Here is a 17,030-nt window from a genome sequence, read left to right as displayed (position 1 = left end):
ATTTTTAGTTGCATTTGCAACAAAAAACTCATTCGACATAAGGAAGATTTTCTCTTTCTAAAATCATTAATTGCTCCTCTGTCGTTCGTTTTTCAGATAATCTAGGTAAGTCTTCTAGTGAGAAAAAGCCACTGCTTGAAGTTTCGATATTTTCAATAAAAGAACCATCTAAGACAGAACACGAAAAAACAAGCTTATAATACTGAAAAACTTGAGGAACATCTTTGCGCAGATCTGTATCAAAAACAGCTAACAGGCGATCTACAGTCACGGTTAACCCTGTTTCTTCTTTTACTTCTTTTTGGATATTTTCTTTCGGGGAACGACCGATTTCTGCAAAGCCTCCTGGAAGCGCCCATTCTTTTGTCTGTTTATCTTCAATCAATAAAACTTTTCCCTCTTTTTTGATATAAGCTCGCACATCTACTTTAGGGGTAGGATAACCTTCTTCTTTCTCCAGTGAAAAAGTGATTTTCTTTTTGATTTCATCCTGATCTTGGCTCAACAAGGATAAAGAAATCGATTTCATTTCTTCGTAACGTTCTTGGTCAAACGGATCTTTAGCATAGTACAATCCGGCTTCAGCTATTGCTAAAAGGCGTTTATATTGTTCAAAACTTGTTTTGATATTGTCCACTCCTTCCGCATACTTCGTTTCCTATCAATAATAGGGTATCATGATCTACTGGAATAGGCGAAAAAAAGGGGTATGATATAATGACGTAAAAGAAGGAGGGATAGGATGTACTCACTCATGCAAAAAATCATTACTGAAAAAGACTTGCGTCGACAAATCTCTTTAGTCGAGTTGCTCTTAAACCATCCAAAAATCACAGTCAATGAGCTTGCTGAATCCACTCATTCAACGGATCGAACGATTTTTTCTGATCTGCAAGTCATTCGGGGCCAGTTACCAAATGGGTGGGAGATTGCGAGTGACCAATCAGGTATTCGTTTATTAAATGAGCAAAACTTGTTAGCCAACGATTTATGGGAATTATTTTTAAAACAATCCATCAGTGTCCAACTAATCAAAGAATTATTGTTTACCAAAGAACTATCGATTCCTGATTTTTTATCTACTAATGGTCTTTCTTATGAAACATTGAAAAGACATACAAATAAAGTAAATCGACAGTTGGCACATTATGAATTAAAGATTCAATTAACGAAATACACTGGAACATTGAATGGTTCAGAGAATTCTATTCGTCTGTTTTACCATCGCTTGCTCATGCCTTTTACGCATAATAATTATTTCTTTGAAGATTACTCCATTCATGAGTCCCATTATTTTCGTTTTTTAAAACGACTAAATCAAATCAACTTTGCTGTAGAAACAGAAGAGATTTTTGGTATTTGTTGGTTTTTCATCAATACGATCCGTGCAAAAGCTGATTGTCGTATCGAACATCCTTTTTTTGATACAAGCGATCCCTTATATATCCTTTATGCTTCTGAACTAAAAAAACTCTATCAACTAGAAGGCGTTTATTTAAAACATGAAGAACTTGCTTTTGCCTTTTTCTGTTTCTTAGAAAGTTGGAATTACAATAACCACTATCAAAAAGAGATTTCTGACATCATTCAAAATTATCCATTTTCCAGTGATATCAAAGAATTTGCAACGCTATTAGCTCATTTATTGGACTTAGAAGATTTAAAAAAAACAAAATTAGTGGATAACCTTATTCTGTTATTGTTGAAATATCATGAATCACCCGTTTTAATGGAACAAGTCACTTTGCAATATCGTTATTACTTAGAAGAATATGAGCACCAATACACACAGTTATACCCCTTCAAACAAGAGCTATTAGCGAAATTAAAAAAATACTTACCGATCCAAAACGACGATTACTTTTTACACGTACTCTCACTACTTATTCAACAAGCAATTTTAGCAGTTAACCCAAGCAAATTAAAAGTTTATTTCTTCTTTCAAGGAGAACCATCTTGGAAAGCTTTTTTACAACAAGAATTAAATGACTACTTGGGTAAACGTGTCCAGTTAGTTCCAGTCGAACTTTCTCAACTTTCTGACATTACATTCCAGAAAAACGACTTGTTCGTTTCCAACACCCCACTCGACCAAGTCCCGATCCCAATCATCTACATCTCTACCATCCCCACTAAAAATGAGCTGGATCAACTAACCGAGCTCACCATTAGAAGTTATTTATAAGGTTGTGACAGAAGCGCTTTGACCCGAGTATTAAGAAAAAATCTCAGAAAATAGCTGTTCATATTTTTTGAGATTTTGACTTAATACCGAGGGGCAGCTACTGGAACACCGTGAATAAGGTTGTGACAGGAGTAATTTTCACTAGTCATCATGATCACTCAATCATAAGGTAAACAAAATTCTCTGCTTTCTATCTAATTAATGTGGTTTTGCTGTTGAAATACCATCGACAAGATTGTGACAACACAGTTTCTCTTAAGCAGTAAACTAGAAAATATTAAAATATGCAACAAGGCAGATTTTGAGAAAATTTCTTTTCATTCAAAATCTGCCTTATTATTTATGGAACTGGTCTTACATTTTGATCAATTCATTCTAATTATCTATAGATTAACTACCTACCATCGCTGCTTGCGCTTTTCTCTTAAAAAATCCTTTACTGATTCTCTTTTCTATCTCAACGATGATGAACAATAAGAAAACATTGGCGAAGATTGGTAGCTGTTGTCCAAATGTCAAACTAGTCGTTTCGATGACTCGTTGAGCAAATGGGAGGTAAATCACACTCATCTGTAGAATAAACAAGATACCTAGTGAAAGGAACAGAAACTTATTCTGGAAGAATGTTTTATTCAATGATGGGTCCAATTGCTCCCGACAATTGATCATGTAAACTGCTTGAGCTGCTACAATATTCTGTAAAAGAATCGTTTGTTGCAGGGCTTGGCCTTCAAACCGCATTGCCAACCAATAAGCAGGGATAATGATCAATAGTGAGACATAGAAGATCCTAAAGACGTTATACTTCGTAAGAATCCCTTGATTAGGATCTCTTGGCGGACGTTTCATGGTATCTTTTCCTGCTTGTTCAAAACCTAAGGCATAAGATAATGTAATCGTCGTCACCATGTTGACCCACAAAATTTGCACTGGTGTCAAAGGTAATGGTTGATTTACAAGCAAGGCCCAAATAACGACTAAACCTTGTGCTAAAGAGGTTGGTAAGAAAAAGCTGATGGTTTTTTGAAGATTATCTAAAATTCTTCTTCCTTCTTTCACTGCTTTGGCAATGGTATGGAAATTATCATCTCCTAAGACCATATCAGCCGCTTGTTTACTCACTTCACTGCCTTTGATCCCCATTGCGATCCCAACATCTGCTCGTTTCAACGCTGGTGCATCATTCACGCCGTCTCCGGTCATCCCAACGATCTCACCATTTTCTTGTAAAGCCTCAACGATTCGTAATTTATGTTCCGGTGTTGTCCGTGCAAAGACATCCACTGTTACAACTTTTTCAGCTAACTCTTCATCAGATAGTCGATCTAAATCGATACCTTCTAATGCGTTAGATGTATGTTCCAAACCAATCTGATTGGCAATCGCTTGAGCAGTCTCTTTGTGATCCCCAGTGATCATCTTGACAGAGATTCCTGCTTGCTGACATTCTCTGACAGCTTTTATGGCACTTTCTTTCGGTGGATCAATGATTCCTGCAATACCTGCATAAGTCAGTTGTGTCAATTGATCATGATCGAGTTCTTGTGTCAAAGGTACTTTTTTGTAAGCAAAACCTAAGACTCGCTGACCTTTTTTCGCTAGTTTCGATGCTTCATCTTCCCATTTGCTTCTTTCTGCTTGAGATAAAGAAGATCTCGATAATAAAACCTCTGGAGCTCCTTTGACAAAAATGATGGCATGGTCCTGTTCTTCATGCATCGTTGCCATATACTTGTAACTTGAATTAAAAGGCAATTTGTCTTTCACTTGTTTCAATGGAAGACTTTTTGTCTCTGCATAGCGCAGTAAAGCGATCTCTGTGGGATTGCCACTTAATTCTTTCAAGTTCTGATTATTTTTCGTTTGAGATTCTTGACAATTCTTCATAATCGCTAATAATTGATCTTCATCTTCTGTTACTGTTTCCACGACAGTCATTTCATTCTTTGTCAACGTGCCAGTTTTATCCGAACAAATCACTGTCATCGATCCTAATGTTTCAACCGAAGGTAACCCTTTGATAATTGCTTGTTCGTTTGCCATTTCATTGACTCCCATTGAAAGAATCATTGTCAAAACAGCTGGCAATCCTTCAGGAATCATCGAAACGACCAAAGCAATGATCGTTGAAAATAGAAAGTTCCATTCCAGTCCGTATCTGAAAGATGTAAAGAAAATGAGAAACAAACTCAAGAAGACAATCCCTCTAAAAATCTGTTTGTTCAATTGATGGATCTTGCGGACCAAAGGAGTCGTTTGTTGCTGGACAGATTGGAGTGCTTGATTGATCTTACCGATCTCTGTCGTATCTCCTGTTTCGACAACGACACCCATAGCAGTCCCCGTTTGAACCAATGTACCAGAAAAAGCCATGTTTTTTTGATCTCCTGCTCCTAAATCTTCTATCAATTGCTCACTTATTTTCTCAACAGCCACTGATTCCCCAGTTAAAGCAGCTTCTTCAATCATCAAGTCATGTGTCTCCATCAAACGGATATCAGCTGGTACGATATCCCCTGCTTTTAAACTAATAATGTCTCCAGACACGAGTTCCTTTGCTTGAACTACTTTCTTTATCCCCTCAGAAAAAACAATTGCTTCTTGTCCCATTAAACTCTTCAAGCCATTCAATGACTCTTCTGCTTTTCTCTCCTGCCAGTATCCTACAAAACTGTTGATGATCACAACCAGTAAAATGATACTTCCTTCAATATAATCACCAGTCACAAATTTCAATGCCGAAGCAACCAACAATATAATCATTAGCAAATCTGTAAAATGCTTCAAAAACTTACGAAGCGGGCTAATTTTCTTTTTTACTTCAATCTCATTATACCCTTGTTTTTCCAAGCGACTGGTACGTTCTTTAGCTGAAAGACCTTCTTTTACTGTTTGAAGCTTGACCAATACTTGTTCTACTGTCTCTTTGTACCATGTCATAGCAATCCCTCCTACGTTTAAATGTTTTGATACTTTTATTATACGGAGAAGTGTGTATTTCTCTTGTCGATTTTTTCAGACTTCCATGAAATAATTAATGTAATTTAAAAATCAAAAATAATAGAATAGGATACTTTTGCTTTAGAATTCAGACAAATAATCCCTTTATGTATTTGTTCATTATCTAAAAAAATAGTGCCTTCAAAAAAATCGAGGCCTTCGTGCATAATAACTCTTGTGCACGATAGCCCCGACTTATTGCTTAATATTAGACATGTATTTATTAATGCGTTTGATTGTTATTCTTCCACATCACCAAGTCCGATCTCTTTATTTAAAAAATAAGAAATGATTGTACGGATCACAACTAACGCTGCTAATTGAAAAATATCTTGTAATGTTGGTTTGATAATAGATTCAATAATCCCAGCAGAGATTAGTACTTCAAGGCTTAATAAGATATATCCACCGAGCATTTTTTTGATTCCATTGTTCTGATGGATTCGTTCATTCTGCTTTCTCGCATGATTGACTGAATCTTTGAAAAAATCCTTGATCGATAATCCCACACCCCAGAGCAAGATTGCAATAGCAAAAACATCCAGTGTTAAAACTAGCCATTCTAGATAAGGCGAAAGCACCTCAATCCAACTAATCTCCATTAAACTTCCCCTCTTTCATGCGTTCCTTGTCCGGCAATTTCCAGATTCAAGAAATAGGAAATGATCGTCCGAATAATAATGATCAATGCTAGTTTTAAAATATCTGTCCATGTTGGTCTGATCACTGACTCAATGATATCCGCTACGACTAATACTTCTAAACTCAATAAAATATAACTGGCTAGTAATTTTCGTACATCTGCATTTCGCCGATTTCGTTTTGCATACTCTTTTTTTATTGGTCTTTCTGTCAGTAGGTTTTTCAAGACTAGAAACACCCCTACCAGTAACACCAAAATGGAAAAAATATTCAAAATCGCAATCAGCCACTCCAACCCACGAATCAATGTTTCATTAAACATCCCATCCACCTCTTTTTCTCTACCCTCATGTTACTAGGACAAATCTGATTCGTCCACTATCTTAAAGCCTCTATACAATTCAACTCGTTTATGAGTACTTTATTTTGACAGTTTTTTTATGTTCGTAAACTCATAATAAAATTCAATTCATTAATAATATTGCTTGTTCGATAATAAATTTTAGTTCCTTATTATCATTAGAGATACAGACAATAACAGAACATAAAAAAGATAGAAAGTTCAACAGAAGATACCTGTTGAACCATTGTGCTGTCTTTTGTCTTCATACATGATAAAGAGGAGCTAGACATTACTTGATCAACGTTGTGGGGCTAATGTTTTCAAATTTTTGTTTACTTGTTGGTTAGCTATCATTGAGTTGATTTCAGTGCTTCTTCTTGTACCAGTGAATGCAAGATTTGAAAAACTATTATTTATAGTAGGCTTCGTTGCCCCCTTGCCTACTTGTTGATCGGAAGTGACTTGAGTTATATTTTCGTTTTCAATATTCGTGATTACAAGATTTAAGTCCCTTCGCTTCGATACAGTCTTTGGAAGTTTCGTTCTTACTTGCTGATTGAAGTTATATGGATGGATACTGCGGCTATTTTCGGTATTCGTGTTTACAAGGCTATAAAAAATTTGATTTGCTTCACTCTCCGTAATTTCCGTGATCGTTGATACTACCTCTCTCTTATCTCTATTGCCACTTCCGCTAGTTGCTGTACTTGTCAAGTCAGGAGGATACGTTGATTGTTCTTGCGTCTGATTTGTTATATCGGGAAGGTATATTGGTTGTTCTTGATCCTTATTCAATTCAGAAACGTACACAAGGCCAGCACTACCGTATATATACTTTAACGCTGAAAAAGCAAACAGCAATCCATCCCCTAAAAGTTTCTCATCACTGCTTCTAGTTACACGACGCACACCTTCGAAATTTCTTCCTTCCGCAAAATCACGGATAATTACCGTCAACATCTCGGCATCAATCATTTGTATATTAACCCGCAACAAATCATTTCTTTCCGATTCCTTCCACACGGTTTTTCGTGATAGTTTCGGTTTCTTTTGTTCAAATGCTATTTGTATCACAAAATCATAAAAACCATCCGTTTTAATGATTTCCGACTTTCTTTTCTCGTATTCTTCTAAAATCACTTTTCCACTTTTTAAATCACCTTTAACTCTAGTATATTTCATGAAATCTGTTGTAGCAGTAACAATATGAGTGGATTCATGAATGATCACTTGATTTATAATTAGTTTTACTTCTACATCAGGGAAGAAAATCGGATTTAAATGGAACGCATCCGCCAAAAAAACGATTCGGCATTCTGGATCATTTGGGAGTACTGCACCTGTACTTTCTATAAATTCCTCATAGAGAGAGTAATATTTTTGTGTTCCTTTTTTCTTAACTAAATCAGTGGATGCGATCAAAATATTCTCAAAACCCCAGTCTGCTGTTTTTTGAAGGAATTCTACCCCTTTTTTGGATGTAGAGGCCAATCTATTTACAGCTTCCAATAATATAGGTTCTGGATTTCCTACCTCCTCCAGTCTAAACATTTTGATTAAATATTGGCCTTGCGGGGTTCCTGCAATTCTTCCTTCTGTTAATAAATCTTCACACACGCCTAATGCCGTTTCAAAATAACCTAGCGCTTTCTTATAATCTGTAGCCAAATCTTTCAGAAACGGTTTGAGGAAATTTGGCGCCTTATTTAAATCAAGAGTATTATATATTCGAAAGTCATATGGCGACTTTTTCGATTTTCGAGGTAAGGATTCAATAATTCCTTCCAAAATAGCCTCTTTAATCTCCTTTTCATTTTTATAGACAATAGCTCTCGCTTCTGGGATAAACTTAGTTATTGGATCCATGGGAACAGTATCATCTACAGTTCTTCTTATGACTAACCCCTCAGTTTCCATAGTTTTGACATTTCTAAATTCATTCCATTCCTCTGCTCTTCCTGGTGAATCTGGCAAGGTTCTATATTTGGGAAGTTTCACTTTCTGTTGTACTTTGTCTAAACTTACCTTAAGACGAAACTCTCCGATTTCAGGATCAAATATCAATACTATTGTCGGTGCATTCACATCTTTTTTCACTAAATGATATTTATTCCCATTCTTGTTCAATTGAATCAAGGGTATATAGTGATCATAGATCTTGATGTAAGATCTTCCTGAAGCATGCCACATCAATCCTCTTTCATCTGGAGCAGAAAGAACACTGACATCCTTTATTGATTCGAACTCATCAATTTTCTTCATCACTTTGTCTGCTAACCCTTTTGATACAAAGACAAAAGGTGCTACGTCAAAATACCATTCTTTCCCATTGAAATTCACAGGATAAATCTTCTCACCATCCACTACATCATAGCGTACACCATGACCTTCAATTGCCGTTTCTCTCACAGGGATCGTAAACTTGTTCATTGTAATGAAATGCTTGGTTTCTTTTCCAGTTTCTGAAACAGACAGGACTTCACCACTGCCATAGATTTTGGGGTTCACATTTGGTTCAACTGCAAAAATCTGATCTGGGTCAATTTCTTTCGTTAAACGATTGATCAGCGCTTTTTGTTCTTCCGTAAATGAGACAGGACCAGAAACTCTCTCTAAACGATCTCCCTTCAACACTAAGGAGCCCCCATAGACAGATCTAGTTTCCAACTCTGTTACTCGCCGATAGGACTCATCTTCCATCCGTTTAACAAGCACTTCTAGGTCATTTCCTGGTAATTTTGCTCTTACCATGTCATTAGGCAAAGAGGGTAATTCCTTCACTAAATTTGCCATTCTTTCCAAAAGTTGTTTAACCTTCTTTCCCACCCAAACATCATTTTTAAAATCGATTAACCCCCTGATAATAAATTTACTCCCATCCATCACGGCTTCGATTCCTGGATCGATATATTGTCTAATATTTGTTAGAACCGACTTGATTTCATATCCCTTTGGAAGAAAGCGTCCTCCTTGACGGATCGCATTTCTGATCCCTCCTGTCGCCATACTTTTTGCCATCCCTAAGGCAAATCTAGTACTAAGGGAAGTTACTTGTCCTAAGACTGGCATCAAAAGAACGACATCGATGATACAAGAAGGAGCCGCTCCAGCGAAATCTTGCTCGATGAGTCCTGTCACACAATCGTAAAAAGGAATGAAGTGCTTGGCAACATCCCACACCTGGTCACTGATGGATTGATCATTGCCGGATTTATAGAGTTGCTCATACAGAGTATCACTATGTTTCCGACTGAACGCATCAATCAAAGGTTGCGTTTCCTCTCCTTGCGGTAACTTCTTGCTCTTGTCCATACGAGTAATAAATCTAAAGTACCGTTTTCCTATTCGAACCCTAGTGCCTTCTTTTTTATACCTTTGATTCCAAATCTCTTTATGATTTAGTAGCCCATATTTAAAATAGGCTAAAAGATCTTTATCCACTCGATAAAAAGTATAGGCTCCTCCATCCAATTTTTTTAAGGCATACCATCGCTCTTCATTTTTTTTGATGGCTACAAACAAATCGGTTTGATCTAACTTAAGTTCATTCAGAAGGGCAAAAGGTATAGAGTCTTTAAATGGGGAGCTAGAAGAAGTATGCTCGATATGTTCCAACTCGGCAGAGGCCTCATAAAGTTCTGTTTCAAGAGAGAAAATAAACTCTCGTTCTTTAAGGTCGAATCCTTTCAGCGCAAATTCAATCAGTTTTTGATCCAATGGATAAAAAGTATCTGATACAGCCTTGGTCAATCCAGTATACCATTCTTCTAAATTAGGTGGGGTAAACTTATTGTAACAAGGTCCCAGCCCATTGAGATAATTTTGTGTCAATGCGTGAAGGGTGTAGGATTTTAACCCAGCATCAAGGCATTTCTGAGCCACTACTTCCGCTAACGCCTGTTTCCGTCGCCAGGCAAGTGCTTCTTTTTGATAAGCTGTAAAAAGGTCATAGAGTGTGTCTTGATGTTCTTTTAGTTGTAAATAGCCATTTTGATGATACTCAATAAAAGTGCTAAGAGCCACTTCATAATAGTCACCTTTTTCCAACGCTTTCCGTAATAGATCTGGATCTAACTGAGCAACCGCCAGCAATGCAGGAAAGATCGTATAACGTAGTTCTTCCACCCTTTTTATGCCATTTTTACTAATTTCATCCCAAACAAACGTACCGAACGTTTGGATTTCTGCTTGATTGAATTGTGTTTGAATGCCTGCATCTGCTAATAACTTTGCTCCTGTTAGCTGCATCAAGGAGTCATAGTTAGAAATCGGTAACTCATCGGCCAACGTACTTGTCTCAAGAAAATAATTTGGCAATGCATCTTTGAGTAACAGGAACCATAACTTTTTAATAATTGGTTTCTCATCTTCAGAATATTTTAGAATATGTAAAGTAAGAAGTCCTCCCTCTCTCAAATCTTCAACCTCAAATAGTTTTCTGAGACTGCCGATGGTAAATTTAGAAGGATCGGGAGAATCAAGGATCTGCTTAACCATATATCCTTCGATCGAACTTCCTAATACGTTCTCAGATACCCATTTCATGATGGTTAATTTCGCATCCTTATCGGAAATGGTTTCTTTTCCTTCACTTCCATAAAGTTTCAATTCTTTCAGGATCACTTTAGCTAAGGACTGGAGCTTGCTAAAGCTGAGTACCATTTCCCCTCGTTCTTCTGTAAACCATTTTCCCATTGCAAAAAGGATATTTTCTATGGTCGAGTCCCCTTTTAGTACCCCTTCTTGTCGGAAAAACTGTGCCACTTGAATCCTCATGTTTTTATCACGCCAATCAAGCGCTTCATACTTAGGTTTCTGTATCTCGCTAGCAGCTGGTATAGTTGTTGTTTCTATTTCTTGTGTTGTTTGTATTGTCTGTATTTCTTGTGTTACATGAGTTGTTTGGTTCGTTTGAATTGTCTCTTCTTTCGGTGGTTCAGTAGAAGTCAAAGTAGGCGCTTCCTCTTCAGTAGTATCCAGTAGCCATTTTGTAAAGATTGCTAGTGCTTTCTCCTTCGAAATCACTGCATCCTCTTTTTTTCCAAGGATGACATTCGCTAACATTTTTACTTTCGTGAAATCGGTCGTCTCTTTTCCTTCCACTTCCTTAATTGCCCATCTCGCCGCTTTTACTACTAATTCATTGGGTTTGGACACATTCACCTCGATATTCTTTTCCCCTAAGAAGGCAACGATTTTTTTTAGGAGTTCCTCTTTTTGTTCCTCTGTCAGATTACTTAAGCTGACTTCCATGGCTTTGTTATCTCTTTCTCTGGGGCGACCCGCCTTATTTTCACGAGTAAATGCCTCAACCCTTTCTTTTTTCTCTTCATTCACTTCAATCGCATTAATTTCAATGGCTTCAAACGTATTCGGATCTTTATAGGAATACCCCATTTGTGCATTGTTATTTTCCCATTGCAGTAAGAGATAGCGTATCTCTTTCACTGTCAGCTCTTTTTCTTCTAGCCCATATGCTTTTTGCAGAAGTTGGGCGACTTGTTTTTCTCTTACCAGAATCGCCTCATAGGTGATTCCTTCAAATATCCACTTTTGCATCCCTCGAACCAATTCGCTGGCAGATTGATCTTTGAGAGCAACTTTTTGTTCAAGCAGGAATTTCCGAATGAGTTCATTTACGGCTGATGTTTTCTCACGCTTCTCGAAAAGCGTACGATGATAATAGATGGTTTGGAGGGGCTGATCCTTAGAGATCGTGGGCGTGCGATCATGGATAAAATCTGCGTAGATTTGTTGGCTTTCTTTTTTTTGTTCTTTAAGACGGAACACCGATGGAGCCTCTGCTTTGGATGATTGGTGATGGATCGTTGTATAAGTGATTTCTTGGTACGTATACCCTTCTAATAAAGTATTAGCCTTCCATTGATTCAATATCGCTTGTACCTTGATAGACGACAGAAACTCCCCAAACCTAAAGTCCTCCATCCCATAAGCCTTTAGTAGGAAAGAGGCTAAAAATTGTTTTCTTTCAGATGCGTTAGAAGCGCTATTGGTACTTTCTTTTTCGAGCCATTGTCGTGTGGCTTTTTCTAATTCATCACTAGAGCTTTCTTTGATCGCAATGCCTTCCTTCGTAAAGAACTCTTGCATTTTTTTATTGACAGCACTCGTTTCATTTCGCTTTTGAAAAAGAACGAGATGGTAATAAAAAATCGGTAGAGGCTCTGCATAACGTGTCGCAGGAACCACATTTTTCGCCACGTTCCCCACGATTTTATGAACGAGTTCTAAGTCTGAATCGACAACAGTATCTGGTACTCTTTTCATCTCACTATTTTCTGTGAGGGTCTCATTACGAAATTGGCTTTCATCTAAAGAAGATTGTTTGAGTTCAATAAAGGTATAGTCTTTAAACACATTGTTGTTTTCCCATTGCAGAACTGTGTTGACAGCCTCCGTCGCTGTAAGATTGCAACGAATGCCATACCCTTCTAGAATGATTGGAGCCAACTGTTCCTTCCTTGCTAAAATCTCTACGTCTGTTTGTTCATCATTCACCCATTCATGGGCAACAACAGCGGTTGGCTGATAAGGCAAATAGTCACTCCAATCTTCCTGTTTATCTAGAAACTGGTCGACTGCTTCATTGGCCTTATCTGTTTCATTCCGTTTTTGATAAAGCGTAAAATCATACCAAAAAGGGACGAGGGGTTCGTAGATGGACAGCGTCAAAGGTTGCTTATCAAAGTAATCCCCGTGCATTTTGTTCACGGTTTTTGCTATTTCTGAAGGGAGTACGCCGTAAGAATGTAGTCTAGTTTCAGAAGTTGTTTCCATTAGTTCACTGTTTGTGATGTCTACGGATCCACTAAACTGGATAGGACCAAACGTATAGTCTTTGAAAATATTATTGTTGCGCCATTGCAGGAAAATAGCGTTGGCTTGAAAATCAGACAGCGTTTGACTAGTTAGCCCCGAAGAGGTAAGAATCAGTTCGGCAATTTCTATGATTCTGGTTTTTTCGATTCCCTTTCCTTCTTTCCTTATCCATCCCTCGATAGCCGTAATCAATTGAAGCGGAGATAAGCCGTCACAGGGGACTTTTTGGGTACAGAGAAATTTTTTTATTTCATTGTTGACATGTTGAGTTTCATTTTGCTTTTCATATACCTCCAACGCTCCATCATACCAGTGAGCAGGCAACTTCTCTGAGGTTGGAACAGGAGTGGGTTTCCCCTCTAAAAAAGCAGTGATAATACTATTTATTTTCTCCATGAAATCGGCATACATTTTTTCATAAGTATTCGGATTTTGAGAGGCAGGAATGGATTCTTTGTCAGCGTTTTTGTCAATAGGCAGTTCTGTCGTTAGATTAGGCTGAGCTTTATTTAACCCTACAGTCATACTTGACTGTGAGATTTTAATTCCTTCTCCTTTTTTTAATCGAATCACAGGTGTTGTCGTACTTGACTGATTTTCATTCAATGAGGCAGTTGTTTCCGTAGGTATTTGCTTGGGTTCATTAAATTGATACCCTTTGAAGATATTATTGTTGCGCCATTGTTGGATAATCGCCGATGCTCGATCCTCGGATACCTCTTGTCCAGTGAGTTCCGAAGAGCTAAGAATAACTTCAGCAACTTCTTTACTTCTGGTTATCTTCTTCTCCTGTCCTTCTTTCCATACCCACCAATATAGCGCATTAATCAATTGAAGAGGAGATAAGCCGTCACAGGGTTCTTTTTGATTACAAAGAAATTCTTTGACTTTATCATTGACATGGTCTGTTGCATTCCGCTTTTTATACACCTCCGCATCATCCATGAAAAGTGGTAACTTCTCAGAGATTGGTACAGGAGAAGATTTCCCAGCAAAAAAAGCGGTAATGATACTATTTATTTTTAATGCATCCGCCGACAATTTGACAGAAGTACTCGAGGATGGCGTGGTAGAAAATGATGCCATTTCCACTTGGTCCTTCACAGAAATTGTTTCAATAGGTAGTTCTGTCACAGAGCTTGATTGTTTTTCAGTTATCGATGTGGGCGTATTGGTCAGAGGGGCATTTAATGAGTCAGTTATTTCAGCATTCATTAGATGCTTCTCTTTAAAATCATAGCTTTTAAAAATATTATTGTCTCGCCATTGCAGGATAACAGCTTCTGCCTCCGAGGCTGTCAGTTTTTTAGGCTGGAGTCCAGAAGCCTTCCAAATTATCTCGGCGATTTTTTTCTTTCTAGTTCGAGAGAGCTTCGCGTCTCTTTTTTCTGTCCAATGTCTTATTTTTACATACAAAGTTTGTCCTGACATCTCTTGACACAGTTGCTTTTTCTTACACATAAAAGCTTTCAATTCTTTATTCACTTTCCCGAGTTGATCACGATTTTCAAAAATCTCTGATTCATACCAGAAAAATGGCAAATTTGACGGGATCGTTTCACGCAATAATTTAACAACCGAATTGCCTTGAATATATGTTTGAATGACTTTTTCTATTTTTACTTGTGTTTCTTTCGAAATAACTCCAGAATATTGCAACTGTGGTTCATCCTTCGTTGATGGTAATGGTGTAGTCGATGTCATTGCACTCATCTGGGTGTTTGCGTCATCGGGTGCGAGTGTTTCAGTCCTCTCTTCGGTCGTCACTACAGTTGTTAATTCAGTCATCATGAGTTCTTCTAAAATGGTTTGTTGCGATTCTTTTGGGGTTGTTTGTTGTCGATCTTCAAACGTGTAATCTTGAAAGATATTATTAGTTCTCCATTGTAAGATGATCCTTGTTGCCTTAGTATATTTCACCTCTATATTCTGAAGTTCTAAAGCTTTTCGAATGATCATAGCAAGATTTTTTCTTCTGTCCCTTTTAGTTTCCAGACCATCTTTTTCTTCCCAATTCTTCACGGCATCAAGTAATTTTACTCCTGATAGTCCGTCACATGGAACTCCTTGCTTACATAAATAATCTTTGACTTTTTGATTGACCCCTTGTATTTTATGACGCAATTGAAACGTTTCAAGATCAAACCAAAAAGAAGGTAAAGGAACGGTCTTCGATTCACTAGAAGGCCGATGTTCCAGATACGCATTCATAATTCGCTTGATTTTGGCGACCGTTTCTGTCGGGATTTTTGTGTAAGATTCCACAATCATTTCTTCATAATCAATCGAAGGAATAGCTGCATAATCAATCGAAGGAACAACTGCCGCTTCAGCCCCTAAATATGAAAATACATCGAAATTAAACTGTTGGATATACCCATCCACCCTGCCATAAAAATCTGCCGCCAGATGCCAAAATGGAGACAAAAAACTTTCTTCTCCAAGGGACAATTTAGGTGTAGCTTTCCCTACCAATTGTGAAATCATTTCTGGGGATAGTTCCTGAAGATTATTTTTTTTCTTTTTCTTCTTTTTTTGCGAAGTCTGGATTGGGAGCGAATTTTCCGTTGGAGGAGTGGTCATTGAAATTGATCGGTTCTTTTCTAGTTGGCGGTGATTGGGCATTTGTTCTCCATAGTTTACCGAAAAGGTACTCAGTAACCAATCAGTAAAATCCAACATCCACGAACCCCTTGCTTCATTTTGTTCTTGAGTAGGAGCCGCGTGTTCGTGTTGGGAAAAGAACTGGTAAAACAGATCAGTTAGTCCCTTCCAAAACGTTTCTGTCACTTGATTACGTACATCATTGGGAATATCTATGGACTCATTATGTATGTTTTCATAAGCAGCTTGAAAGGATTTACTTAGTTTTTGAGCTGCCTCTTCCGCAGAAAAAGGAGAGGTTCCGTGATCTGTCATAGTGATCATGCCGGGAGGTGAAAAAAGATTGCTTTCTTGTTTCATTCCTTGATCATTTTGTCTCTCTGCTTGACCGACTGCTTTTTGACAAATGGTTTGAAAACTCGTTTGTTCCACACTTTCTCCTGCGACGATATAGGTATTCACCTGATCCGTCCTTCTCGTGGTGGTACAATTCATTAGTTGGTAAAGGGCATGGACTTTCTGGTGAACAGAAATACTTAATTCATGCGCGATTTTCGCTACGTCGATGATCTCCTGTGTAGACGTTGTCTGATTACGGAACGTTTGGTTGGCAAAAAGAGGACTGGCACTGATAAGCGGTGAGGTGATTGATGTTGACTGATGAGGCAGGGTATGGGGCGTATTAAAGGACTGGATTCGCCCACGATTGATGGTGGAGGTTGAAACAAAGGAATGGATTCTCGTCTGATTCCCGTCTCTTCTCACATCAATTCGTGTGTTCGCTTCAAATGCTGGCGCATTTTTTTTGATGACTGTCTGTTGTTCAGGAGGATCGACTAATCGTGCGTTTTGGCAGATACTGTATAAATAAAGGAAGCCATCTAATGTCAATAAACTATCGGGGGCTAGTGTTTGTCCCGTATTATTGGCAATATAATTTAACTTCGCTTGGTCATTTCCTGATTTATTCTTGTCATTTCGTTTGTTGTTTTCTTTTCCAATCGCTTCTCTAGAGTTAGCTTGTGATAACCTTATCTTCTTTGTCATCTTAACTTTCTGTGGCATCTTGTTCACTCCTTCATTAAAATTAATTATAGAACTAATTCGTTGTATAAGTGTTCATTTGATAACATCTTTACGTCACCAATCAAACTGCTACGAATGACTCCAACAACTCCACATAATTATTCAAAAGTGACAGTTCTTTCATGCAAAAAGCAACCGTTCATCAAACTAGAAAAACAAGAAACAGAAAAAAATACACTAAAATCGCTCCCCCCACCTAGCTACGGTTAGTTCCTACCTTCTGTGAAAATCTTGAACCTCCTATTTTCGGATCCAATTTTATATACATTATATAACAAAAAAAATCAAAAATCAGCACAGGATTTATAACTATACCAATTATAAAATAAA

General features: G+C 37.7%; 6 protein-coding genes. 1 reads left to right on the top strand and 5 read right to left on the bottom strand.

Going from position 1 to position 17,030, the window contains the following annotated elements; all coding sequences use genetic code 11:
* Nucleotides 1-28: 28 nt before the first annotated feature.
* Nucleotides 29-628, bottom strand: coding sequence for an NUDIX hydrolase N-terminal domain-containing protein (locus tag A5844_RS06740; protein ID WP_086284684.1), 600 nt, complete (start codon nucleotides 626-628; stop codon nucleotides 29-31).
* Between the two features lie 114 nt (nucleotides 629-742).
* Here A5844_RS06740 and mafR point away from each other — a divergent pair, with 114 nt between their 5' ends.
* A complete protein-coding gene (gene mafR / locus A5844_RS06735) occupies nucleotides 743-2,185 on the top strand; it encodes a global transcriptional activator MafR (protein ID WP_086284434.1) in 1,443 nt (480 codons plus the stop codon).
* A gap of 390 nt (nucleotides 2,186-2,575) precedes the next feature.
* Here the strand turns inward: mafR and A5844_RS06730 are convergent, their stop codons facing one another.
* The 4 genes from A5844_RS06730 to A5844_RS06715 all read right to left on the bottom strand — a co-directional run bounded on the left by A5844_RS06730 (nucleotide 2,576) and on the right by A5844_RS06715 (nucleotide 16,679).
* Nucleotides 2,576-5,125, bottom strand: a complete 2,550-nt coding sequence (locus A5844_RS06730) for an HAD-IC family P-type ATPase (RefSeq protein WP_086284433.1) — start codon at nucleotides 5,123-5,125, stop codon at nucleotides 2,576-2,578.
* 299 nt (nucleotides 5,126-5,424) lie between these two features.
* The gene (locus A5844_RS06725; RefSeq protein ID WP_086284432.1) at nucleotides 5,425-5,787 is read right to left on the bottom strand and encodes a DUF1622 domain-containing protein; all 363 of its coding nucleotides are present in this window, start codon (nucleotides 5,785-5,787) and stop codon (nucleotides 5,425-5,427) included.
* Nucleotides 5,787-6,149, bottom strand: a complete 363-nt coding sequence (locus tag A5844_RS06720) for a DUF1622 domain-containing protein (RefSeq protein ID WP_086284431.1) — start codon at nucleotides 6,147-6,149, stop codon at nucleotides 5,787-5,789. Before A5844_RS06720 ends, A5844_RS06725 begins: the two co-directional genes overlap by 1 nt.
* Nucleotides 6,150-6,467: 318 nt before the next feature.
* Nucleotides 6,468-16,679: a QWxxN domain gene (locus A5844_RS06715; protein ID WP_086284430.1), complete on the bottom strand. Its 10,212-nt coding sequence runs from the start codon at nucleotides 16,677-16,679 to the stop codon at nucleotides 6,468-6,470.
* Nucleotides 16,680-17,030: the final 351 nt, after the last annotated feature.

This window comes from Candidatus Enterococcus wittei, assembly GCF_002140175.1.
GTDB lineage: Bacteria > Bacillota > Bacilli > Lactobacillales > Enterococcaceae > Enterococcus_B > Enterococcus_B wittei.
This window is presented reverse-complemented; position numbering and strand designations above follow the sequence as displayed.

Coding starts and splice junctions, on each gene's coding strand:
- A5844_RS06730 (WP_086284433.1), bottom strand. CDS start 5,125: ATGACATGGTACAAAGAGACAGTAGAACAAGTATTGGTCAAGCTTCAA.
- A5844_RS06715 (WP_086284430.1), bottom strand. CDS start 16,679: ATGCCACAGAAAGTTAAGATGACAAAGAAGATAAGGTTATCACAAGCT.
- mafR (WP_086284434.1), top strand. CDS start 743: ATGTACTCACTCATGCAAAAAATCATTACTGAAAAAGACTTGCGTCGA.
- A5844_RS06720 (WP_086284431.1), bottom strand. CDS start 6,149: ATGTTTAATGAAACATTGATTCGTGGGTTGGAGTGGCTGATTGCGATT.
- A5844_RS06725 (WP_086284432.1), bottom strand. CDS start 5,787: ATGGAGATTAGTTGGATTGAGGTGCTTTCGCCTTATCTAGAATGGCTA.